We start from the raw sequence: 25639 nt of genomic DNA, 5'->3' as shown, positions 1-25639 counted from the left end.
GCTTTTTTATAATAAGTAAATTTTACATTATTTTTTTGCTTTTTATTCATATTAAAAAAACCTTCTTATATATATCAAGATAATCGTATTTTTACTTTAGTAAAAATACTTAGAGTTGCAATTCCTTAAAATTCTTAATGAATAAACTTTTTAAAACTTAAATTTAATAAAATTGGCATGTTTAAAGAAAAGTTTTTGCTAAAAACTTAGTTTTAAGATTTATTTTGACAATTTTAATAATAATAAAATAGATTAATTTAATTACAAACGCTCTAAATGTTTGATTACTTTATAATTAAAATATAAACTTTTAATTTTTCATTTATATTTTTTTAAAAATTTGTCAAAATAAAGTTGTCTCTTTGCATAAATTTTTTGAAAACTAATTTCAATTGTTTGTTTTAAGTAAACACTTGAAAAACTTCTTATACTAATTACAAAACCTTTAATTTGTTTGAAAAACCTTGAAACAGTACTTTTGTGCAAACTTCTATATCTTTGCCATGTTTTTCAAAGTCAAACACTAAAAGATGAATATTCTTTTAAACTGTATTTATTTAATCAATATGTTTTTGTATATTTAGATTTAAAAGCTAATTCACTTTCAGATTGCTCAATCATTTCCTCCAAAATACTTATTCTATTGTAACTTACTAAAATTTGATTTTCTAGCATAGTTTTAATTATTTTTTCTCAATTTTTAATTACTTTAAAAGGAAATTTAGGCATAGATTGAACTGTTAAAATACCTTTTTGTTTATCTAAAAAAATAATATTTTCTTTTGATAAAAGGTGTAAATTTTTATTTACTGTTGTTATTGAAATAGAATATTTAAAATTATTTTGTATTCAATTGGATATTTCAGAACAATTTATTGATTTTTTTCTTTTTCTTATTCAATATAAAGAAACAAGAATTAAAACTAAACTTTTAGACTTAGTTTTTATTACACCAATTTGTCTTCATCAATTTTTTATATTTATGTTATAATTTGTATTTGAGGTTACCACAAGTATCCTCCTTTCATTGATTTGAGGTTAGCACAAGCAACCTCCTTTCATTTAAGGTTCACCACAAGAACCTCCTTTCTTTTAAGGTTCACCACAAGTGTCCTTATTATTTTTTTGAGGTTAGCACAAGCAACCTCCTCTCATTGATTTAGATTACCACATGTAATCTTTCTATTTAGGGTTCTCACAAGCCCCTTCTTATTTGATTACTAGAACGTCCTTTTACACTCCGGGCGTTTTTTATTTATTTTTTAAAATCATCAAGTAGATCAACAAAATTAAAATGTTTATCTTTCCGTTTTAAATCTTTTAGTCAATAAGAAAATTTTATTTCTATGTATTTATCAATTTTTTTTATTTGAACAAAGATATCCCTAATTAGCTCCTCTGTTAAGGATCACAAAAAATCCTTTAGATTTTGTGAATGACCAACAATTTTAATCACCTCTTGCTTTGCTTCTTCTAGTAAAAATTGAATTCGTTTTGCTTTTATTTTTTCTCTTTGTTTAGTCATGATAACTTTTATTTCAATTTCATTTTCATTTTTGCTACTTTAGAATTATTTTGTTCTAATTCATATTCAAAAAGTGAAACTTGACCAATTTTTTTATTTTTTTCTGTTGATTTAAATTGTTCTAATTTATTACTATATTCTTTATATTTTGTCCCTACTATTTCCCAAAATTCACCTTCGATTTCTTGGTCTATGAATTTATTTCTAAAATCGATTAAATTAGAATTTTCTAAAATAGACTTTTTTAGTAAATTTTCATAATATTGAGTTAAATCATTTGATAAATTAGATGGGCTTAAATCATTTAAAACCTCAAAATATTTTTGTTTATAGTTTTCAACCATTTTGGCAGCTAAAGTGTCTTTAATTTCATGCACCAAATTTTCATTTTTTTCAATTTTAATTAATTCTGGAAGTAGTTCTTTTTTAATTAGTTCGTCTTCTAATTTTTGATCAACTTCATTTTCCATTGTTCTCATTTCTAAACTAGATTTTTCTACAAATTCCATTTTCTTTTTAACTTCAAAAATATCTTCATACATTTTATAAAAATCATCTTTTGTATCTTTATCTAAATAATTGAAAACATCTTGACTAGATAAATCTAATTGATCTTGAGTTCTGTTAAAAGAGCTTTGAAAATCTAATTCAGCTAAATATCTCTCAAAACCACGAGCAAAAACTTCGCTCTCTGAAGTTAGGTAGTTTTTAATTTTGGCTTTTTTAAAGTTTTTAATTTTTTCTAAATGTTCTTGTGTTTCAAAAACTTCAATATATTTTTTATGTAGCTTGGCAAAATCTGGATTAGATAAAGAAAAAGGTATTCTTAAATTTATCAAATTAGCTGATGGTGAATCTACTTTATAGCCCAACATACTATCAATATGATGCGCATATTCATGAAAAAATGATGTAATATGTGGAGATTCATGTTCTTTATGATTATTAATATTTATTGTAAGATTTTCAGCATGTGGGAAATAAATTCCTTTAGACTTATGATTATCAATTTTTCTAAAGCGAAGTGTTAAATTTTTATTGTAATCAGGAATTAAAAAGTGTTTTAGTCCCTCAAACTCATTAGATAACTTTGTAACAACTTCAAAATCAGATCCAGGATCTATTTCAAATTTTTTAAAAAATTGGCTAAATGTTGTGGATTTGGCGAGTTTGTCTGCTTTGTGAGTCATATTTTTTAAATCTTCAAAAGCTTTAGCTTTATCCTCAACAGTCATAATGTAATTTTTTATTGATTTTTCAAGAGCATATAAATTAGCTACATAAAGATTAATGGAAGTTCTAGAACTTCCAATAAGATCAATTTCAATATTTTTTTCTTTTAATTTATTTAAAAGTAAATCACTATAATTTGCAACAAAAATAATTTCTGTAATATCAAAAAAATTTTGGTGTTTATAATTTCTTTTTTCTCATTCTAAAAATAATGTTTTATGGTCAAGGTGTTTATTATCAAAATTCACTCATAAATCTTTTGTTTTTTTACCATCTTCATTGAAAAATTCGACTCTTTTGTAATTAAAAATTTGTTCATCAGTAATTGTGTATTTTCAATTTTGATTATATTGATATAAATTTTGACTATATGTATATAAGTACATATCCATTATTAAATTCTCTTTATCTTTTTCAGTATCACAGATAATTGGCACTATATGAGAAAAGGATTTTGAAAATAATAATTTATTTTCATAAGAAAAATATCACCGATTACCAAATTTAATAGCTTTTTTACTATCATGTAAAGTTCACCTTTTCACTTGCCAGTTTATTTCTTCGTTATAATGATTTTGGTATTTTGTATTTGTCTTATGAGTTGAAAAATGTTTTTTTATAATACTTTCAATCACTCTTTCATTTTTGAAAAATTCCATTTAATTCTCCTTTAATAATTGTTCTAATTCATAAAAAGCTAATGCGTTTTTATAAATTACTAATTCATCTGATGTTTTTTGTTCCAATATTCAATCTGAAAGAGATTTAAAACTTAAATCAAAAGAATTTTTTTCAACTCAATTTTTATAATCTACAAAATGATTAGAAAAAACTTTTTCAGGTTTTCTATTTTCTTTTTCAGCTAATTCATTTTCTTCTTCTTGATGTTTTTGTAATTTATTAATCATTGATTCTAAAATTGCTTTGGATTTTGCTGTTTCTGCATCAAAATTAGATTTGAAAAGATATTTCATAAATTTGTTTGCTATTTCCATATAATCCCCTTGGTTTTATATTATTTATTTAATTTCATCTAAATTTCACTCTCAATTAAAACTGGAATCAGGTTCTGATAAATTAGATTCTTCCGGCTCAAAAGGTATTGCATAATCTTTATCAGAGCTAGAAGTTTGTGTGTTCACTTGTTGTTGACGTTTTTGGAATTCTTCTTTACTTTCTAATATTTCAAATCCTTCTAGTAGAACTTCAAAATTATTCACTAATTTGCCATCATCATTTGTGTACTTATTAGATTGCAAACTGCCTTTAACAAGTAGTGGGCTACCTTTACAAACTAACTTTTCTAAATTAATAGCATTTTGTCTTCAAACTATAATAGGGATAAAATCTGTTATTAAATGATCAGTTTGTGAATTATATTTTCTTGAAATTGCAAGTGTAAAACGTGCATAAGAAATATCATTTTTAGTGTAGTTGACTTTAATATTAGAAGTTAAACGTCCAATTAAAATTACATTATTTAAACCTAAAATTGACATAATTTTCCTACTTTCTTTTTTTAAAATTTAGGCTACATCATTTACTTCTGGATCACTATCGTTGATTTGTTTATGAATTAATTTGGCTAATTCTTTTTCTAACAAGATTATGTCTCTATTTATTAAAAAATTAGCTTGTTTAGAAATGTTTGGATTTTGTAATGCTTCGTAACCGTCTTTGATATCTTTTGAAATTTTTTCAATTTCACTTTGAATTTCTAAGTTATTTTTATTTATTTTTTTCTTAATTAATAAATTATTATTAAAATTAGTTTTCTTATTGATTTGTTTACCAGCTTCAATAAATTTATCAGCAATATTTTTGGTTTGATTTATTTGTTTTTTTTGCTCGATTTTTTTCTTTTCTGCTGCTTCTTTTTTTAAAATGTTTAAATAAATTTCACTCTCTTCTAAATAAAAAACTTTATTTTCTCATTCATTTAAATCTTCTCTTTCTTTGTATAAATCCTCAAGAGCTATTTTAGGATCATCTCAAATTTGGTAAGCAAAATCACTTTTTATATGAATTGGCTTTTCTCCTGATAAAAGGACTCATGTTTCTTCCATTAACATTTGTGAAAGATCCCAAGGTTCTATAATATTTTCTTTTTGGATCGCCTCTGTATTCGTTTTTTTAGAATCAACATTTGAATAAGTGGTCTTTATTGTTTCTTTTTTACCTGCGAATTTTGAAAATATTTCAAGCGATTTTAAATCATTAGATCTTAAAAAAATTTTTAAACTTGAATTAGATAAAATAGTCCTTTGTTCTTGTTTATATTTTTCTAGTTGTTCAATGTTTTGCAATATTAAGGAAAAATAAATGTTATATCCAGCAGCAGTAGAAAGTTTGTTGCTCATTTCTTTAATAGTGGGTAGATTTCCAAATTCATCACCAAAAAACAAAAATGAACGATCTAATTTTCTGTTGTGTTTTGATTCTGCAATTGTTAATAGTGAAGAGTAGCAATTATTAATAATTGCAGAAATAAAAGGTTCTGGACGCGATTGATAAAGTGGAAAAGTAATAAAAACAGCAAAAGGTTGGCTATTAGGATAATTTAATTCTGAATTTTTAATTAAATTATTAAAATCTACTTCATGTTTGGAAGAAAATAATAAGAAATCTGGTTTTATAAATTTCTTCATTAAAGTATTTAAGTTTGCTATAGCACCAGATAATGTTTCAGGTACAATATCAATTAATGGCAAAAATAAATTTGTATAAAAATATTTCATTCACTTACTTTTTGAATTTTGAGCTATTTTAACCCAAGGACCTTCTTTTAAAGCTTTTTCATTTAAAAATTGATTAAAATTAGAAAAAATAAAATGCTCTTTTTTAAAATTTTTATCTTCCTTTGAATAAAATAAAAAAAACCACGCTATAGCAAATAAAATATCTTTTGCTGTTTGTACTCAAAAGCTATTTTCTTCTTTACCTCAATCATGCATTGACTGGATCAGTGAATCTAACAACTCACTAGCAGCAGATTTATTTTCAATCTCTGTTCCATCTTTGTTATGGAATTTATCTCATATTGGAGCTAATAAGTTAATTTTGTCAGATTTAACTAGATTTTTAAAATTAAATAAAATAACTTTATAACCATTGGACTCTAATTCATCTTTTAAACTAGTTACTAATTCCCCTTTTGGATCAATCACCATAATATTTGGTCTTGAATTAGGATTTTTTAAATTAATATTATATTTGATTGAAGGTATGATAAATTTTTGTGTTTTTCCGCTTCTAGTATCACCTAAAATAACTGTATGCATACCACTAACAACATAGTAATTTATTTTATTTTTTTTAGCTTTTTCTATTTTAATTATTCAACCTGGATTATGTTTGTCTTCATTTTGTGAAGCTAAAAACTTATTATTAAACTTTTCTAGAGAACCAATTTTTTTAAGTTCATCATAAAACATATATGAACCATCAAAATCTTTTGAATAAACTTGGTCATTTTTTTTAAAAAATAAAATAATTAAAGGAGAAACTAACAAGCTAAAAATAATAGATATCATTATCATTCAAAGCAATGCTTTTCAATCTTGCATCAATAAGTAATATGTATTAAAAATATTTGAAACATCGTATTTAAAAATATATGGTCAAAGCAAAAAGGAAAACAAAAAAGTAATAAAAAATGAAAAAATAGCAATGATTATATTTTGAATTTTTTTGGGTATTTTTTCAAATTTCATTAACCACCAACCCTTTTTAATCCTTTCTTAAATTCGTACACAATAGAAAAATCTTTTTTAATTTTTTCTTCTTTAGTAAGTCCACTTCTGTAATATTGAGAGTATTGAACTTCCTTTTCATCAAGTTCTTTATGAATTTTTTTTAAAATTTGATTACGGACATTGAAGTAGAGTTCTTTTTCTTCTTTTTTAACTACATTTCTTGCTAAATTAGCAATTTCTAAATTTGAATCTTGTTGATATTTTTTAAGTTCATTGATTAAAAAGGAAAAATTTTGAATATGATTTTGTAAATTTTTATTACTTTGTTTCATAACAGTATAAAAGTCTTCAATAGATTTCTTTTGCTCTTTATTCAAAAACTTAAAATATTTTGATGATTTTTTTAATGATTCTCTTTTTTGTTTTAATTCTGGAGTTTCTAAAATATTGCTTATCTCAAAATCATTTAATACTAAACTAACTAATTGTTTTTCCTTTCGACTTTCATTTACTAATTTGTAAAATTCATCAAAAGAGCTGACAGAAGAAATTTGTTCATTTGAAACATTAGAAATTGAGCTAACAGCTTTAATAAAATTTAAATCATTTTCAAATGATTGCATTTTAGTTTCTTTAATATCTTTAACAATCTCTGATCTAGCAATTTTTAGTTTTTTTGATTTTTCAGAAATAAAATTTACTTGATCAACGAAATTATTTTTTCGATTATTTGCAAGCTCATCATTTACAAAATTTTTTTGCAAACCTTGGTTTATTAGTTTGATACTTAAGTTCTCTTCAAAGTTAACTCTGTGATTATTAAACTTATTTCTTTTATCAAATCTAATAACACCATCCGATTTTTTGGTAGGGTATTTTTCACTAATTCAAAGTTGAATATGTGGGTGTTTTGTATCAAAGTGAACTGCACCAAAAATATTTAAATCTTCTACTTTGAGGAAATTATCTTTCATCCATTTATTCAGTTCTGGCGATAAAAATTTTGCATAATCTTCAAGAGTTATTAATTCATTTTTACAGATTAGCTCATAATCTTTGAAGCTAATAACATAGGGTCAAACTGCTTGGTTTTTATCTAGGTTGCCAATTTGATTTTTGGCATCATTAACATCTACAACTTGAAAACCATTATTAGGCAAAATCTGAAATAAATTTCTACTAGTATCAGTATGTCTGTTTTTGTACTGCTTATCCAAAATATCTTTTAAAAATTTTTCAAATGTTTCCCCATTTTTCTTTTTTTGTTTTCTTCACTCTTGATGGAGCTCTTCAGTGTTTAATGAGTTGATATTAGCTCTGGGTCTAGTCAAATAATCTAAAAATTTTTTAGTGAGAAAAACATCTTTAAAATGTTTTGCACTTTTTGAATTTTTGCTGTAATACCTTGGAGTGTTGTTAATCAAAACAATAGCAGGTAAACTTTTTGAGCTCATACTTTAAACATTTTTTTTGAATTAAAAAACCTCCTGATTTATTCAAGAGGTTTTAACCACAAGTTTTGTTTAGTCCCATTATTTAAATTGACTGTTTTACTATTAGCAAAAACATCAATTTTACTATCATCGCCAAAACCTTTTGGAAACAAATTGGTTTTTAGCAAACTACCATAAAGTTGATTCATTGCGTCTCAGTAAGATTTATTTTGATTAACAGAGCCATAAATTAGATCATATGCTGGTAAATTATAACCACCATAATAACCTTGATAATCATAGCCATAAGAGCGCAAATTAAGTGTTAGCGAAGCACTTGCACGATTATCACCAGCAAACAAGAGTGAATAATTTGAGCCATCACCTAGATAAATATTAGTTCCTGAAAGACCACCTGAGCCTGAAAAATTATCCAAAATTGTACCTTGACCTCCTAGTATATAAGAAGTGTTGACAAATTGTTGTTTTTGGGCATCATAGTGGCTAATTTTGTATAAATCAGAAGACAAAAGCGGCGTGCTAATAAAATAGTCAGTTAACCCTGGTAAATTAACAAAGGAGCGGTATGAACGACTTCAAGCTAAGTTGCCACCTTGATCATATAAAGTACTAATTTTATCACTATTATTAAATAAAATTAGTGGTTTGTTAACTCAAGGACTTTGACTAAAATTACGCGTTTGCCAATTTTGAGAATCATTTTCTTTGGACAAAGTTAGCAGCGTCTCACCTTTGGATAGTGGCCAACCAAGGCCATAAAAATTTTTCAAAGGAAATTTTTTGTACTCCTGAGCATCAAGTAAATTGAGCTTGCTTACTCGAAAATGATCTTGTTTGTCTCTAAAGTAGTCATAAGTAATTTTTTTAGCATCAGCTTCGTTATCAAAGGTGAGCTCAATGATGGCAAAGTCGAAAATTTCTTCTAAATTTTGATAAACTTTTTGTCTACTAAAATCACTAGGCTTTGATTTTAGCACATTGGTGCCAATTACAATGGTGCGTACATTGAGCTCTTTTGTTGGTTTTTGATTAATGAGGATCTCGCCATTTTTATCTTGGCCATTGTTGTAAATATTGCCATTTTTTTCTTTGACTCTTAGAGTTACTTTTTGATAAAAGTCTTCATTTTTAAAGCCATTTGTCGTCGGTAGCACCTTTTTTAACTCATTATTAGACTTGAGTTTATTAAGACTAATTGATCAAGTATTATATTGCTTGAATTTTTCATTATAGTTATCAGCATCGCGACCATATGCCTTATTTTTGGCAAAATCATTTGCTAGTCTTAAAGTATTGGCAACATGTGCATTTGTTAAAAAATATCAGGTAAGTGGGTATTTACCATTTTCTTCTAGTTTATAATCAATAATATTTCAAGTAGAAAAAGCGGGAATATAACTGCGCAATAATTTAGTCTCATCTTGAGTGCTATTTTGGTCGACAAAGCCATTATTGATAGTTACACCTATTGATGATTTTGCAAGTTTTAAATATTTTTCATTAGGTATTAATCTTGGCAAACCTAGCCGATTTGGACCGCCTTTGGCAAGGCTGTCACCTCATCAAGCTGGAGTGGTCAAGCCTTGTTGAAAATTGTTGATTTTTAAGCCAATTATTTTTCCTGTAGAATCTAAATCTGGTAAAGAAAATGCACGTTTTTGTGCATTTTCATAAAGTGGTTGATTAACGCTTTTAGCTTTTTCATCTAGCAAATTAATTATTGGTTTTTCTGGTGAATTAAATTTTTTAGGAAATGCTTGAACATCAACTAGTTTGGCACTAGTTTTTCCAGTAGAAATTTTACCAAAAAGAGATTGAAAATGTTGAACTTCACGATCAGGGTTGTCAAAACGATATTGATCTGTGATAATTTGATCACCATTTTTATTAAACTCGAAGTGGTTTTGACCTGGATAAATGCTAAATTTATCATCTAATCTCTCAATCTCTTTTTGCTCAGTTTGTAACTTTTGATCTTGATTTTTTAAATCATTATTTTTATCTTGAGAGTTGAGCAAATTGAAAAATTGATCTAAAAAGTCTATAAATTGTTCTCTTTTTGCTTCTATTTGAAAATTTTGTTGTTCCAGAAAAGTGGTAAAACTGTTCAAAGTTTGATCAATTAATTCATCTTTGGCAGCCAAATTTTTCTTATAACTAGCAATTTTGGCAACAAAATTTTCGATATCGAGCTTGTTAATATTTAAATTAGATTTTAATTTATCAATTTCTAAATTTAAGGTTTTCAAATCAACAACTTTGTTATCAACTTTATTATTAATTGTTTGTTGATCTGCAGGTAATTTTTGGTTGATTGTCTTTATTTTTATAGGTTTTTGATCATTTTGTTGACAAGATACAACTGTTATTAAAGCGGAACTAGATAAAAGCAAAAATCAGAAAATTTTTTTCATTTAGGTAGCTAAATCTAAATTATTTGAGTTATCACTATTTGAAGAAGACTGATTTGGATTATTAACTCTAACAACAGCGGTGCCTACAAAGCTTCCCAATTGACTTCTAACTTGTTCATTATCTACATAAATTGCAGTAATTTTTTGTTGACCACCTCGATTAGCCGCTTCTATAAAAGCACCAATTTGTTCTTTTGCATCACCAGTGAGAGAAACACCGCTTAAATACATTGGGATACCAAAATATTGCTCGCCATCTTTTTGAATATAAATATTAGGACCTGGCGGGAAGCTTGGTTCGCCAAAAATTAATCTTTGTCTTAATTGTCCTTGGTCAAAGTCAGATAATTTGGCACTAAAAGCTTTTTCACCATTTACTATTGATCCTTGGAAAGTAACATCTTTGAACTTAATATTTTTAAAACCTAAATAATTTTCTGCTGCAAAAGGATCATCAGGTCAATTACGGATTTTTTCATCAAAAACCTTATCTAATTTAGCAAAATCAATGCCTTTAAAACTTTTGATGTGTTCAGTGCTAGAAAAATCTAAATTGATAGGATATCCACCTTTACCACCTGAGTTTCCTTGGAAAACTCTTTGATTAACTTTACTATCAAAAACAATGTTTAGACCTTCATTTACTTGTGCAATTGTATCATTTTTATCTCAACGAAGGATTTTAAAGATTATTGAACCGGGAAGTTTTTCACCTGCGTTTCTAATTACATTATCATTATTATTTTGATAATCAAAGCTTATATAATCAACATTTTTAAGTGCATTTGGATTAATTGCTCAATTGTCAGAGACAACATTGCTGTTAGTATATAATTCTAGTTCTCTTAATTTAAGATTTTCTAATGCTCTTAAATGGTTGGTAGCTTGATAGTTGTCTAAAAATAGTGTCAATTTGATAATTGAGCTTGGAATAGCTTGTAAAATTTTATCAACATTTTGGAAGCTATTTTTAGCACCAATATTTTGAATAACAACACCTTCAATTTTAGAGTCTTGCTTTATTGCTCTTGCTAAAATATTTTGAAAATCTTCAAAAGCATTATTATCATCTGCATCTAAAACAATAACTTTAAAGCGACCACGATTTGCAGCATCCTGATTATCTTTGTTAGGAGCATACTCATAAATTTTGACTGAAGTACCATTAACACCTGTTCCACTAAATTGATTGCTTAAATCTCTACGATCTCAACCATTATATTGAAGAGTAGAGATGGATTTAGAATCTCTTGCAAAATAAGAAGAAGTGTTTAAAACACGGGCATTATCAGCTCTTTTGAGCTGGTTGATAGTTGGATTTTTTGACTCATCTAGATATTCTCAAGCATAAGGGTTGGTAGCAGAAGGCAAAAGACCTTGACGCAGAGATTTGAGCTCTTCAGCAGTCAATGTAGTTTTTGGATTAGCTTGCTGTTGTTTTAGAACATTAAGTTGTGCTTTTTCACGTTCCAAATCGTATTCTGCTCCACAGTTTGAACACAATTTGGTACGAAGCAAAGTAATTTTGAGATTATCTCAATCAATTTTAGATAATTTAGCTGGATTATATTGCGGATCATTAAAATGTTCATCAGTATAATAACGGTTGATTTCATCAACTTGACTTTGAAGTTGGGCAATTCGCTCTTCAGTTTTTTTAATTTCAGAGTTAACTGCGCTTTGAATATTGTTCAAAGCTCTACTTATTAATGCTGATAAACCATCGCCTTTTGTAGTAGTTTCTGCTTTTGAATTAGTTGGAGGATTAGAAGCGATTTGTTCACTTTTAGGAGTCTCAACAGGTGCAACAGGTGTTGGTTTTTCTTCTGGTTGATCAACAATTATATCGCTTTTATTTGTATTTTCTAAAACCTCATTTTTTGGTTGTGGTTTGGCATTAGCCACTGGACTTACAAAGCTTTTATCATTGGCATCTTGAGCATTTTTTTCAATAGTTGATGGCGCTTGTGTTGAATAAATAATTTGATTAACACCTAAGCTAACAAAATTATTATTGATTCCTAGCGAAGTTGCAACAGGGACAACAACCACTATTGTTGAAAGACCTAAAATGATTTGTTTTCTTTTACTTATTTTCAAGACTTTCATAAGTTTTGCACCTACTCCCTTTATTTTTAAAGACTTTTTTAGTTTTTAGCTAATTTTTGGTTAACTCACTTGTTTTAAAAACATCTACTTTTGTGTCATCTGCGAAACCATTTTTAAACAAGTTGGTTTTAAATTTACTATCAGATTTATAAAGCTGATTCATTGCATCCCAGTAAGATTTTCTTTGGTTGTCTGATCCATAGATGACATCGTATTGTGCTAATTTATATTTACCATAATAACCTTTATAATCATAGCCATAAGAACGTAAATTAAGGGTAAGACCTGCTGAAGCACGAGCATCTGAGGCAAATAAAATTGAATAAGCTGAATTATCTCCTAATTTAACTGGTGATCCACTACCTCCACCAGGAACTGAAAAGTTATCAAGCAATGTTGCTTGTCCTGCCATTAAATAAGGTGTACTTTTAAACTCTCCATCTTCAAATTTAGAGACTTTAAATAGACTATCTGATAAAACAGGGGTAGAAATAAATAGGTCAGTTAATCCTGGTAAATTTATAAATGAACGGTAAGAACGACTTCAGGAAAGATCACCCCCATCTTTGTATAATAGGTTTTCAGGTTCAGTATTTTTATATAAACTAAAGTTTTTATTTGTATAAAGTGAAACTGATGAATTTCGAGCTTCATATTCTTCTTTATTATCAAATTCATTTAGAGTGAGATTTAACTCACCTTTAGAATTTGGAAAACCTAGTCCATAGATGTTTAAAGTTTGGAATTTTTTATAATTTTGCTCATTTAATAGATTGGTATCACTAACTTTGAAGTGTTGGCTGCTATCATTATAATAATCCTGAGTGATTGCTTTGGCATCAGCTTCATTATCAAAAGTTACTTCAATAATTGCATAATCGAGCACTTCTTGGAAATCTTTAAAGTTTTCTTGCTTACTAAAATCTTTTGGACTAGATTTAAGAGTATCAGTTCCAATAACAATGGTGCGCACATTTAATTGTTTAGTTGGTTTTTGACCAATTCACTTATTATTTTCTTTATCTTGACCATTGTTGTAGATGTCACCATCTTTTTCTTTAACTCTAACTGAAACGGTAGAATAGTTTTTTTGTCCTTCTGCTGTTCCACTAACTTGAATTCTTGATTTAAGTGGGATTTGATCTTGTTTTAGTTTACGAAGAGCAATAGATCATGTATTGCTAGCTAAATCGTTTGTGTTATAGTTTGAAAAATCTCTTCCGTAAGCTTTGCTTGTATCATTTTCATTACTATCACCATGTAAACGTAGACTATTAGCAACGTGAGCATTAGTTAAAAAATATCAAGTAAGAGGATATTTGACACCATCTTCTAATTTATAGTCAATAATTTGTGCTGTTCCATAAGAAGATTGACTTAAATGTAAGACTTCTTTACCAGCTTTTCGAGGTGAATCTTTGTCAACTTTACCATTGGTAATTTGCAATGAAACAACAGCTTTAGAAAGCTTTTTATATTGATCATTTGCTAAAATTCTTGGTAATCCTACACGACCTGGACCACCTTGTGATAAAGTATCTCCTCAAAATGCTGGTGAGGTAAATCCTTGTTCATAATTATTGATGTGAAGTCCATTTGGGTTTCCAGATGCATCAAAAGTTGGCAATGAAAATGTTCGCTCTTGCGCATTTTCATACAATGGTTGGCCAGCTGCTCTCGCTTTTTCGTTGAGTATTTTTAAAATATTATCTGCAGGTTTTACAAAACTAGTTGGTCTTTTTGCTAACCCTTGTTCAGGCGGTCTGTTAATAATAGCTTGGTCTCCACCTTGAACTAAAGCGTAATATTCTTGTTCATTTTTGGGTCTATCATGTTCGTATTGATCTTCAACAATACGTAGGTTTGTTTTTTTATCTACACGAGTAACGTTTTGGCCTCTAGGTGCTACTTGTGAGCGAAATTTATCAAACTCTTTTAGCTCTTGTTCAGTTGGTTCTCTTCTTTGTTGACCACCAGGAGGATCAACCGGTCTTGGAGGTTGAGGTTTATCAAATTCTAAAATATTTGCTTTAATTGTATTTACAATTTGTTCAAAAAGTTGTTTGCGCTCACCAAAAGTATAATTAGAAGTTTTTGCTAAAGATTCAAAAGCACCAACACTATCTTTAATTTGTTGTCTTAATTGCTGTTGTTTTTGTTCATCTGAGGTAATTTTGGCAATATCTTCATCAACAATTTTATTTAAATCAAAAATAAATTTTTCAATTTTTTCTTTGTTAGCCTCAGATGAAAAAAACCCATTACTTAAATTAGTAATTTTTTGATTTAATGCTTCTTTTTGGCTTCTTTTTGGATCTGCTAATTGTGTAGTGGTTTGATCATTATTTGTCGGAGTAGTTGGTTTTTTATCTCCAACTTTTTGTTGTACACCACAAGCTACTAAAGCAAAAACTGGAGCAAAAGCTAAACCTATTAATATTTTTTTAATTTTCATGATATTTTAAACCCTTTACTAATTATGATAATAGTTCAGTTGATTCAGAGCCAGCTTGAGATTGTGTTTTGACTTCAACACTTAAGCCAACTGATGATAATTTTGAAGCTAACTCTTGACTATCAGCATAGATTCGACTATTTGTACCAAAAGTTCCAACTCTTCTTCCAGCACTGATAAATGTAGCTAGTTGAGAAACTGAATCTCCGGTGGCATTTCCAGTTAAATAAATTGGCACATTAAAGACATTTTGTGAATTATGTTTGATATAAATGGAAGCTCCACCTGGCTCATTAAGTGTAAGCCGTGATGAAAATTGAGCTTGATCAAAGTCTTCCATTTTAGCTACAAAAGAAGGTTGATTTCCAACTAGGGTTGCCCCAAAAGTAAGGTTTTTAAACAAGATTTTCTTAAAACCTTGAAAATTCTCTTTAGCAAAAGGATCACTTTCTCAATTTTGTAAACGAGCATTAAATGAGCTATCTAATTCAGAAAAATTAATACCTTTTAAGCTTTTAACATCAGTGTTTGAAAAATCTAGTCCAGTTGGGTATCCACCTTTGCCACCAAAAGAACCTTGGAAGACTCTTTGGTTAATTTTGCTGTCAAAGACAATTTTTAAACCTTCATTAACTGTATTAATGTTATCACCTTTATCTCAACGAAGGGTATCAAAAATGATTGATCCAGGAATTTGTTCGCCTGGGTTTTTAGCAAAAGTTGCTTGATTATTATAGTCAAAACTAATAAAATCAACATCTTTTAGTGCATTTGGATTAATACCTCAATTACTTGCAACTGAATTAGCACTTGTGTAGAGCTCAAGCTCTTTTAATTTATGACCACGAAGACTACCAAGACCATAAGTAGCACTCTGATTTTCTAAAAAGAGTGTTAATTTTTCAATAGAATTTGGTAAGTTTTTTAAAATTAATTCAACATTTTGTAAGGAATTTTTCAGACCAACGTTTCTAAGCACAACTGCTTTGACACCATTGTCTTTTTTAATAACTTTGTCTAAAATTTCTCTAAATTTTTCAAAAGCATTGTTGTCATCTGCATTTAAAACAATAACTTTGAGTGGCTGACGTGATTTATCTTCATTTTGGGCATTAGGTTTGTATTCAAAGACTTGAATGGAATCACCGCTGACACCAGAAGAGTTAATCTCTGAAGAAAAATTACCACTAATGTTGCTACGATCTCAACCATCGTATTGTAAGGTTGCAATTCCATGTGGACTACGAGAATATCAGCTAGGAATGTTTAAAAGTCTTTTTTTGTTGTTTCCTTTTAAATGGTTTAAAACTGGGTTTTTTGACTCATCTTCATAACCTCAAACATTTGGGTCTGTCAATGTTGGTAGTAGTCCTTGACGTAGAGATTTGAGTTCTTCAGCAGTTAATGAGGTTTTGGGATTAGCTTGCAACTCTTGTAAAACTTTTAAATAATTTTTTTCACGTTCGAGATTATATTTTGGTAAATCAACACTTCTTTGGTAAATTTCTTTTCAAAATTCAAGACCAACTTTGCGAATATTAATATGTGGTTTGTCAAAATCTTCGTTGTAAGAACGTTGAATTTCACGCACTTCTTGTTCTAAATAGTTAATTCGCTTTTGAATTTCATTAATTTTATTAGCCACAGCAATTGCATAATTAGTAAGCGCTTGTTGCACTTTGGCATCTCCACTAGAATTGCGCGCTCTTGATAAATTTGGTTCTACTGTTGTAAATGCTGTAATTTCTTGCAAAGGAACCGGAACTAGTGTTGTAGGCACACTTGTTGAGCTGGCGGCTGGAGCTTTTAAATCAACATTGAGATCACTTTCAGAGCTTGGCTCAACCTTGGCAACTTGAATTTGTTCACTAGACTTTGGTGCCTCAATTTCTTTAACCTCTGGTTTTACTTCTGGTTTGACTTGGGTCACAACTTTTGCTTTAACTTCAGGCTTTGGTTGTCTAACAGTTGGGTCAGATTTGACAACTTTTTTAGGCTCAAGTGGTTTTGATTCTCTAATAATTTGGTCAACTTTGACAACTTTTTCAGGCTCAAGTGGCTTTGGTGGTTCTGGAACAAATTCAGAATTAGTAACTGGTGAGTTAAAATCTTGTTCATTTGGTTGATTTTTTAAAATTGATGAAGGAGCACTTGAAATATAAGATACATGTAAAATGTTACCCAAACCATTACTATAAGGGTTTTGACTAGCAACTAATGAGGTAGCTGCAACTAGCGAAGAAGCTACAATACCAATTAATACTTTTCTTCTCTTACTAAGATGAAATTTCATAATAACTCCACTCCTTTTAAAATTATAAATTATTTTTTATTAACTTGTTTATTTTTAGCAACAATATCATCAACTGAGCCAATAAAAGCAAACTCTTCTGGTGAGACATCTAAAAATTCACCGTTGATGATGCGAATTACTGAATCAATAGTTTTGGCAAGTGGCACATAAACTCCTTTTTCTTTAGTAAAGGATTCTGCCATGAAAAAGTTTTGTGTAAAAAAGTTTTCCAATTGTAGCGCTTTACGAACAATAATTTTGCTTTCTTGATCTAATTCATCAAATCCTAAAATTAGAATAACATCTTCGAGATCCTTGTATTTTTTCATAATACTTTTAGCACCAATAATGGCATTAAAGTGTTTCTCACCAATAATGTTGGCACTAACAGAATTAGATGAAGATAAAAGTGGGTCAAAAGCTGGGAAAATATTTCTTGACATTTTATCACGTGAGAGCACAAAGGAGCTATCTAAGTGACTAAAAAGGGAAATCGCTGCTGGATCAGAGAGGTCATCCATTGGTAGAAAAACTGTTTGGAAAGAAGTAATGGAACCATTTTCGTTTTTAAATAAACGATCTTGAATAAAAGAGACATCACTATCTAAAGTTGCATGGTAACCACCAATGGAAATATTTTTCTCAAGCGCAGAGGAGACCTCATTAGTTGCTTGAATAAAACGATAAATGTTGTCAATAAAGAGTAAAACATCTTCTTTTTGGACATCACGAGCATATTCTGCACATGTGATACCAACTGGAACAATCATAGAACGAGCTCCAGGAGTCTCATTCATCTGTGCAACAAACATAGTAGATTTGCTCATCAAATCAGACTCGACTAGTTCTTGATAAAGCTCAAGTCCTTCACGACTACGTTCACCAGAGCCAACAAAAATTGAAGAAACCTTTTCTTTTTGTTTGGAAACATTGAAAATAATTTCTTTCATTAAAACAGTTTTTCCAACACCAGCTCCACCAAAAATTCCAATCTTGTAACCTTCAAAAATTGGCACAAAAAAGTCAAGAGCTTTAATTCCAGTTTCTAAAATTTTATGCTCAAGGTCAAATTTTTGCTTAGAAATATTAATAGTTGAATTAATATCAACAGTCTTAGCTACTAATTCATTGTCATTAATGCTTTGACCTAAAATATTATAGACTTGATTTTTAGCAAATCCACCAACTGGTACTTGTAAAAAATTTAATGTATTAACAACTGGATCTCCAATTGCAATTGCTTGATTTTTATAGATAACAATAGCACGAACACGATTGTTATCAAGAATTTTTTTAATTACCAAAGTGGTCTTACCTTCATGCATAGTAAGACGTTGTTCGAGTTGAATTTTACTAGCAAAATGTGACTCAAAATAAACTTCGACAACATTTGTTCAAATTTGACTAACAATACCTTGCATTATCTTGCACCAATCCCTTCTTTTTTCAATTTAGCAATACTTGTAGAAATAATTTTTTCACTAATCTCTGGAAATTCTAATTCAATTTCCAATCTTTCTTTTGAATTATTTACTTTTAAAAATTGGTTAACAGCTGTTGCAAAATAGTTGCGAGCTAGTTTGTCATCAACAAATTGATTATCATTGTATTTTTGATAAATACGTTTTGCAAAAGGGTCGACTTCAATTAAAGTGTAAATAAAATCAACAACTCTTGAAGGCTCACTAATATTTTTTAAAAGACCTCAAGAAATAATTTTGATTCCCATTAGAACCACTTTTGGTGAATAAAAACTATAACCTTTTTGCAATAAAAATTGTTCAATTTGACTACCTTTAAATAGCAAATCAGAGGTTTGTTGGTTTAAATCATAGTCTAATTTAGATAATTTAATTTGTTTTTGATAGTTATAATAAATTGAGCTAATTTCTTTGGATACATCACGGACATTTTTTGCTTGCACAGAAGATCCTGTTCTAGAAACAGATAAACCAATGTTAACTGCTGGAATTTTACCTTCAGCAAAAAGTGCACTAGAGGTAATAATTTGCCCATCAGTAATTGAAATTACGTTTGAAGAAATAAGCGAAGTGATATCATCATCGACAGTTTGTAAAATTGGCAAAGCAGTAATAGAGTGGCGTCCTACAAACTTTCCTGAGCGCTCAAGTAATTTTGAATGTGTATAGAAAATATCACTAGGGAAAGCTTCTTTTCCAATTGGCTGATTAGTTAAAAGTGCTACTTCACGATAGACAGAGGCATGTTTTGATAAATCATCAAAAACAATAAGCACATCACTATCATAACTTAGATTTTCAGCATGTGCCATAGCAAAATAAGGTATTAAATATTGTTCAAAAGGACTAGTAGAAGGAGCATGGAAAATAATGGTATTATCAAGAGCATTATTTTCACGAAGTGCTTTTAAAACAAAGCTTAAATTTTGTCTTTTTTGACCAACAGAGACATAAATACACTTGATATTTGTATCTCTCTGATTGATAATGGCATTAATTCCAATATGAGTTTTTCCGGTTTGACGGTCACCAACGATGAGCTCACGTTGACCAAGGCCAATTGGGTTGAATAAGTCAATTGATAAAATTCCTGTATACAATTGTGTATCCAAGTTTTTCCGACCTAAAATTGAGGCCGCTGTTGCAAAAGCGCTTGATCTATGTGGTAGGAAATTCAACACTTTTTGATTGGCAGGCTCGATAATTGTACCACTAAAATCAACAATGGTGCCAAAAAATTCTTCTGATGTTTTAACTTTATCAAAATCATTTAATTCAACTAGCTCATCATTAATGTCAACACTACCTTTTTGATTGTTAAAAAGTAAATAAGCTTGATCTTGTTGTGCTTGAATAACTACTGCTTGAATATTTGGTTTATTTTTAATATAGAAAAATTGTTGCTCTTTTCATGGGTATTGACCTTTAGCTAAAAGCACATAATCTAAGATTGAGACGACTTTTGGTGTCATTATTTACTCCTTTTTCCTTTTTTATAAAAGATTTTTAATATTGAAACTAAAATAGCATTTAATACCAATAGCAAGATTGCCAAACCAAAATAGAGACTAAAATTCTTAATTTGATCTTGTTTTTGCCCTTGACGATATTCTTCAATTATTGAAGAAAAATTGGCAACTTTGTTATCTTGAGTTTCAGCATTTTGACCATTAGCTTGTCCTCCATCTTTATTAATGAAGGCAACTTGACCTAAAATTTGACTTTCCATATTGAGTTTTTTAGCCAATTCTACCATTGCATCAAACTGTTTTTTGACATTTGGATAATTTCTATAACTTAGTTGGTGAAACAACAAACTATTTTGTCGAGATTGGTTAAAAATTTTGTCTAATTCCTCTTTAGATGTATTAAGTTGTAAAAGTGTGTTTGCAATTTGCTCACTTTGAGACTCAGCTTGCTCACCTTGATCAGCAGGATTTAGAGCACTTTGGAGGAAAGTTAAATTGATTAGATAAATTAAGTAATAATAATCTCATGCTTTATTGTTATCAATTTCTGATTTTTTGAGATATTCGATAAATTGATATTCGCTAGCTTGGTAAACTTTTTCTTTTGCAGATCCTATATAATTTTGTGCTAGCTGCTTTTGGGCATCAAGGAAATCTTTGTTATAAAAAACCTTGGTAATCAAAAAGAAAAAATTGTAAATTAGATTTTGTGAACCAGGAGCAAAATATTTAATTTGATCTAAGCTAAAATCACCTTTGACATTAATAGTACTAAAAAATTGATCAATAATATTTGCCACACCTTGATTTGAGTAAAATAAATTAGTGGTAATTGCGCTTTTGAGCTCATCACTAGCATTTGTTGGAAAGTCATTATAAATTTTACTTTTATAGCTTTTTTGATAACTAGATTGATTAGCACCAGATCTTGATTTGGCAACAAAATCTTCGATTTGCACAGTAGCTTCTAAATCATTGCCTACCTGCGATAATTCAGTTACATTATATTTAAAACGTGAATTAATTGGGTTTAAGAAAAAGAAAACATTTTCTTTATCTTCAGAATTAAAAGAAGCGATAATATCTGAGTTGCTAAGTCCAATTCAATTTGGATTTAAAATCGGTGGTAAATCAGGGGCGATTCTAATTTCAAATTCTGGTTTTTGGCTCACATCTGGTGGATTAGCTTGATTGAGTTGTCTAATAGCAAGGTCAATTTGCTGTTGTGGACTTTGTTGACTAGTAGGATTAGGAAGTTGATTTAGACTCAAATCTAAAAGCAAGGATTGTTGACTAAAGTAATTTTTAATCCACTGATCTCAAGAGCTAATGCCTTCTTTGCCTTTAGGTGGCGAAGTGAGCACTAAATCTACAGAAGCACCACTTTGATCTAAGTTTAAGGTGAAATTCTCTTTATATTTAGGAAATTCATCTTCTTTGAATAAATATTGTTTATACCCTGATTCTAAACCTTGAAAATATGTATCAAGTCGTTTTTTTAAATCTTCACCTTTTAGTGTGTTGAAGCTATCTTCACTTTTAGTAATGCTGACATTGTTTAATTTAGAATAGTCACTATTTGTCGAGGTAGCTCACTCAATGCCAGAAAAATCTTGATCACCAAATTTGACATCACCTTTTTTTAAATTGATATTATTAGAAAAAATATAAGGGGTTAACAAGTTAAGACCTAAGCTGACTGGATCGTTTTGGATTGCTGTCTCATTACTAATAAAATAGTGTTTGAGTTGCAATCAAAAAAAACTTTGTGAGAGTCTTTCCTCAAGATTATCACGAGTTTTAGATTTGATATCTTCGAGTTTGACATCAATATCTTTTTTAACTTTTTCAATAAAACGACTAATATAGGTCAATCTATTTTTTTCTCAAAAAGCTTTATTTTGTTCTAATTCTTGTTGATTAATCGGTTTTGGACTATCTGGGTTTGAGCTTTGATTTTGGGTATTTGCAGAATTGGCATTGTTGTTTTGTGTGCCAGTATTTGTAGTTGGGCTTTGTGAAATAAAAAGTGTTGGCAATAAAATTGGACTAGTAACCAAAACTAAAGGTAAAAATATTTTTCTTTTTTTATTCATAGGCAACCTCAGTTTCTACTAAAAAAAATAATTCTTTTAACTTATTTTCATTAAATTTGAGTTTGTGGCTCATGATTTCCTTATAATTTTGCAAACTCATTTGAACATCAAGAAGTGTTGATTTTTTTAGGTTTTCAAAAAAATTATTTTTTAGCTTTTCTTGCTTTTTCCTTTGTGAAAGATAGATTTTTTTATTACTACGATAAAACTGTAGAGGATAAAAAAGTTTAATAATTAAGCTATCCTCAAGACTATAAATCAATGCTTGATGGGCAAAAAAATACAAATCACCAAGAGTGTTTTTAAACTTGATTAGTGAAAATTTTTGATTACTAATACTGTGCGGTTTAATTTCAATAAATTGTTTTTCTTGATCAACATTGAAAAAGGCTTGCTGATTTTTTAACTCAATTACTTTATTTTCAATAGTGATTATTTTGACATTCCAAGATGTGTTTTTTACCATTAGATCACTCCTCTAGATTTGGGCTTAATAAGATTTAACTCCTCAATTTCTAATTCACGTTCAATTTTTAAAATTGTAGTTTTGAGTTTTTGAGTTTTTTCTTCAATTTCTTTTAGTAGTGAGTTTTCATGAATAAGCTTATTTTTATAAACAATAAATTGTGATTCTAAAAATAAAATATGGCAAGCTGAGCTAAAATAAATTTCGAGTTGACTTTGATAAAATTCATCAAAATTAGGGAAAAATTTAAAATCATTAGCAGCTGCAACTACTTTTTCTAAATTAGTGTTGTTATTTTCTAACTTAAATTCAAATTGATTTAAAGGAAATATATTTGCTATGTGATTGTCTACTTTATTTGAATAAATAGCTACTTTAACAGCTTTTAATAAATTATTTTTTATAGAAAAATTAATGTATGCGGCTATTTCTTTTGATGTTTCGCTTAGCTGTTTAAAATCTTTGTAATGTTCAATATGTTCAAAATTATGTTTTTTAGCAAACTCATTAGCTTTAGATCCAATAGTAATTATTTGGTCACCTTCTTGTCAATTATCTAAAATAATTTGTTCTATCTGATCAAAAAAGTTTTGGGTATATTTTTCATCACTACTTGGATAAATTCATAATGTCTTTTTATTTTGTTTGGTTAACTTTTGTTTTAAATTACTAAGAAAGTATTGAGTTTTATTTCTTCTATCATCATATTTATTTAAAAAAAACTGTCCAATAAGAAAAAACTCATGTGCCATTTTAATATTTTTCAAAAGTTGATTTATTTGAATTAATGAAATATTACGATTTAATGTAACTAAATCATAAATTTTTTTGAAGTTAACTAATTTTTCTTTTTTCTCATTTAAATTCATAATATCAACCTTTTATTGATTAGTTTGACTGATTTGTCATACTAATTTCGCTAAAAGCAACTTTAATATTTTTGGTTTGCGGATCCCTAAAAATAATAATACCCTCTGTTACTTCAACATATTTTCCTTTTTCGATATATTCTCAAGATAAAATATTTAAATTATTTAAAAACAAATTAAAATGCTCATTATTGTCACTAAAAAAATTATTTGCCCTAATATTACTAGATTCTTGTTGAATAACAATTGGTGCTAGTTTTGTAGAACCAAAACGGGAACTCTTTGATCAAGAAACAACAAAGTTTTTATAAACTAACTCACGGTTAGTTTTAAAAGATTCAAGTGCCTTTTGCTTATATTTTTCTACAAAAGCAGAGTCATGAGCTAATGATGATGCAAGCAAAGAAATATTAGCTAGTGAATCAAAGTTTATAAAATTATTATCTTTTATAATTTCATAATAATCACTAAAATCTTTTTTATTGTTAGTAGTATCTTGTGTTATTGTTCTTTTTTTGAATAGATTGGCTTTCATAATGTCTCCTTATTTTTACTTAGTTTTTGAGGATTTTCCTTTAAAAACTAAACTTATTTTGCTAATATCAAAAGTTAGTTTTGTCAAACTTATAATTAAGGATATAACTGACAAAGTAACAAAATAACTGCTTGAGTTTTCAAGATAAACATTAGACACCAAGCTTGATCTAATATTATTTTGCTCAGATAGTTTGGTAATTGAACTTACATATAAGTCAAGATTTATTGATTGCATAATGGTAAAGATTAAAAATAAAGCAACCATTAAATTAATTAAGTATTTTCCATATGTTTTGACCTCTAAGCGATAAAAGGCAAAGACAATATAACTTACTAAAAAGTAGAATATCGAAATAACTCAAATTCAAATCACTTGCTTACTATCTGGATTTTTAAAAGTAGTAGCAAAACCTACTATAAAACCTAAAGTGATAAAAAGTAAAAACAAACTAATTTGAGTTTTAGCAAAAAAACGCTTTATCTTTTTAGAAAAATTTGTTAATAAGAACACTGTTAACAACAATGTATAAACAATAATAGCGCTAATTAGTGGTATTAAATTTCCGCTTATGATTTTATCGAAAATAAGAAAAACTTCAAATTTTAATTGGGTTTGGATAGCTATATAAATAAGATAAATTAAAACAGCAAATATAGGAACTAATAATAATGAAAAAGTTTGTTTATTTAAATAAATATGTTGAATAGTACGTTTATAGAAATAGATTTGTGGTGCAAATCAAACACCAATGATAATTAAAATTGAAGTTAATATAAATATTAATATAATAGAATTTTTTAAAGAACCAGCTTCTATAATAAATGTTTCCAATCACGTTGTAATAGGATTGCCATGTGTAACGTTTGAATAGTTAAAAACTAAAACTGCAAAAATAATAGCAAAGAAGAGGAAAAATAAGAGCATTGTTAAATAACTAATATTTTTCAAAAGTAAAAATCTACGAAATTCATAATTAATTGATTCATGCTTTTTGTTCTCAATTCATCATTGTAAGTAATTTATTATAATAAGAATAAAAATTTGCAAGCTAAAAGCAAATATAATAATTCAATTAGTAGTTAAAAACAAAAAGAATAAAATAATATTTGCTAACGCAAAAACAATAAAAATTGAATTAAGAATTAAATAAATTTTGCCTTTTTTAGGCAATCCAAATAGTTTGTAGCTTTTATATAAATAAGTAAAAGCAAAAAATAGAAAGACAACCGAACGCGCTATACGAACAGAAATGTTTTCCTTTACTAAATTACCTATTGGATTAACAATTGTATTTATATTAGAAACAAAGACATTTTTATCAAAATTAAAAAATGATCTTGAATTATCAAATAAAACAGCTAACGTTATTACAAAAACAAACAACATTATAACAAATCGAATTAATTTGTTGTGTTTTAAAAAATAATTTCTAATATTTACAAGTAAGCTTTGGTTTGTTGTCATGCAAATCATTATATACCTTTTTTTTTTTTTTTTTGCAACAAAAGAAAAGAAATTTTTTTTAGATTTTATATAAGATAT

General features: G+C 28.2%; 18 protein-coding genes. All 18 read right to left on the bottom strand.

The window, feature by feature from the left end; genetic code table 4:
- Positions 1–261: 261 nt before the first annotated feature.
- Positions 262–1011, bottom strand: a complete 750-nt coding sequence (locus tag MCJ_RS01700; RefSeq protein WP_012751563.1) for a hypothetical protein — start codon at positions 1009–1011, stop codon at positions 262–264.
- Between the two features lie 244 nt (positions 1012–1255).
- Positions 1256–1525, bottom strand: a complete 270-nt coding sequence (locus MCJ_RS01690) for a hypothetical protein (RefSeq protein WP_012751562.1) — start codon at positions 1523–1525, stop codon at positions 1256–1258.
- Between the two features lie 8 nt (positions 1526–1533).
- Positions 1534–3417, bottom strand: coding sequence for a hypothetical protein (locus MCJ_RS01685; protein ID WP_012751561.1), 1884 nt, complete (start codon positions 3415–3417; stop codon positions 1534–1536).
- The gene (locus tag MCJ_RS01680; RefSeq protein WP_012751560.1) at positions 3418–3753 is read right to left on the bottom strand and encodes a hypothetical protein; all 336 of its coding nucleotides are present in this window, start codon (positions 3751–3753) and stop codon (positions 3418–3420) included.
- Between the two features lie 24 nt (positions 3754–3777).
- Positions 3778–4257: a single-stranded DNA-binding protein gene (locus MCJ_RS01675; protein WP_012751559.1), complete on the bottom strand. Its 480-nt coding sequence runs from the start codon at positions 4255–4257 to the stop codon at positions 3778–3780.
- A 27-nt stretch (positions 4258–4284) separates the two neighbouring features.
- The gene (locus tag MCJ_RS01670; protein WP_162009556.1) at positions 4285–6291 is read right to left on the bottom strand and encodes a type IV secretory system conjugative DNA transfer family protein; all 2007 of its coding nucleotides are present in this window, start codon (positions 6289–6291) and stop codon (positions 4285–4287) included.
- Positions 6292–6470: 179 nt separating this feature from the next.
- Positions 6471–7907: a hypothetical protein gene (locus MCJ_RS01665; RefSeq protein ID WP_012751557.1), complete on the bottom strand. Its 1437-nt coding sequence runs from the start codon at positions 7905–7907 to the stop codon at positions 6471–6473.
- Positions 7908–7945: 38 nt separating this feature from the next.
- Positions 7946–10321, bottom strand: a complete 2376-nt coding sequence (gene mip / locus MCJ_RS01660) for an Ig-specific serine endopeptidase MIP (RefSeq protein ID WP_012751556.1) — start codon at positions 10319–10321, stop codon at positions 7946–7948.
- Positions 10322–12430 (bottom strand): putative immunoglobulin-blocking virulence protein, encoded by a 2109-nt coding sequence (locus MCJ_RS01655; protein ID WP_012751555.1) that lies wholly within the window; start codon positions 12428–12430, stop codon positions 10322–10324.
- Between the two features lie 49 nt (positions 12431–12479).
- Complete coding sequence (gene mip, locus MCJ_RS01650) at positions 12480–14885, bottom strand: Ig-specific serine endopeptidase MIP (RefSeq protein ID WP_012751554.1); 2406 nt, start codon at positions 14883–14885, stop codon at positions 12480–12482.
- A 22-nt stretch (positions 14886–14907) separates the two neighbouring features.
- Positions 14908–17178 carry a putative immunoglobulin-blocking virulence protein gene (locus tag MCJ_RS01645; RefSeq protein WP_012751553.1) on the bottom strand — a complete coding sequence of 757 codons (2271 nt, stop codon included), beginning with the start codon at positions 17176–17178 and terminating at the stop codon, positions 14908–14910.
- Between the two features lie 29 nt (positions 17179–17207).
- Positions 17208–18599: an MSC_0618 family F1-like ATPase beta subunit gene (locus tag MCJ_RS01640; protein WP_012751552.1), complete on the bottom strand. Its 1392-nt coding sequence runs from the start codon at positions 18597–18599 to the stop codon at positions 17208–17210.
- Entirely contained in the window at positions 18599–20131 is a 1533-nt protein-coding gene (locus MCJ_RS01635; RefSeq protein WP_012751551.1) for an MSC_0619 family F1-like ATPase alpha subunit, read from the bottom strand. Before MCJ_RS01635 ends, MCJ_RS01640 begins: the two co-directional genes overlap by 1 nt.
- Positions 20131–22224, bottom strand: a complete 2094-nt coding sequence (locus MCJ_RS01630) for an MSC_0620 family F1-like ATPase-associated subunit (protein WP_012751550.1) — start codon at positions 22222–22224, stop codon at positions 20131–20133. Before MCJ_RS01630 ends, MCJ_RS01635 begins: the two co-directional genes overlap by 1 nt.
- The gene (locus MCJ_RS01625; protein ID WP_012751549.1) at positions 22217–22690 is read right to left on the bottom strand and encodes an MSC_0621 family F1-like ATPase epsilon subunit; all 474 of its coding nucleotides are present in this window, start codon (positions 22688–22690) and stop codon (positions 22217–22219) included. The genes MCJ_RS01630 and MCJ_RS01625 overlap by 8 nt, the downstream gene beginning before the upstream one ends.
- On the bottom strand, positions 22690–23559 hold the full coding sequence (locus tag MCJ_RS01620) for an MSC_0622 family F1-like ATPase gamma subunit (protein ID WP_012751548.1): 870 nt from the start codon (positions 23557–23559) through the stop codon (positions 22690–22692). Before MCJ_RS01620 ends, MCJ_RS01625 begins: the two co-directional genes overlap by 1 nt.
- A 19-nt stretch (positions 23560–23578) precedes the next feature.
- Positions 23579–24094 (bottom strand): DUF2714 domain-containing protein, encoded by a 516-nt coding sequence (locus MCJ_RS01615; protein WP_012751547.1) that lies wholly within the window; start codon positions 24092–24094, stop codon positions 23579–23581.
- 15 nt (positions 24095–24109) lie between these two features.
- Positions 24110–25561, bottom strand: coding sequence for an MSC_0624 family F1-like ATPase-associated membrane protein (locus MCJ_RS01610; protein ID WP_012751546.1), 1452 nt, complete (start codon positions 25559–25561; stop codon positions 24110–24112).
- Positions 25562–25639 lie beyond the last annotated feature (78 nt).

The organism is Mesomycoplasma conjunctivae (assembly GCF_000026765.1).
Classification (GTDB): domain Bacteria; phylum Bacillota_I; class Bacilli_A; order Mycoplasmatales; family Metamycoplasmataceae; genus Mesomycoplasma; species Mesomycoplasma conjunctivae.
The sequence above is the reverse complement of the archived record's forward strand: the minus strand, read 5'-3'. Positions and strand labels throughout refer to the sequence as shown.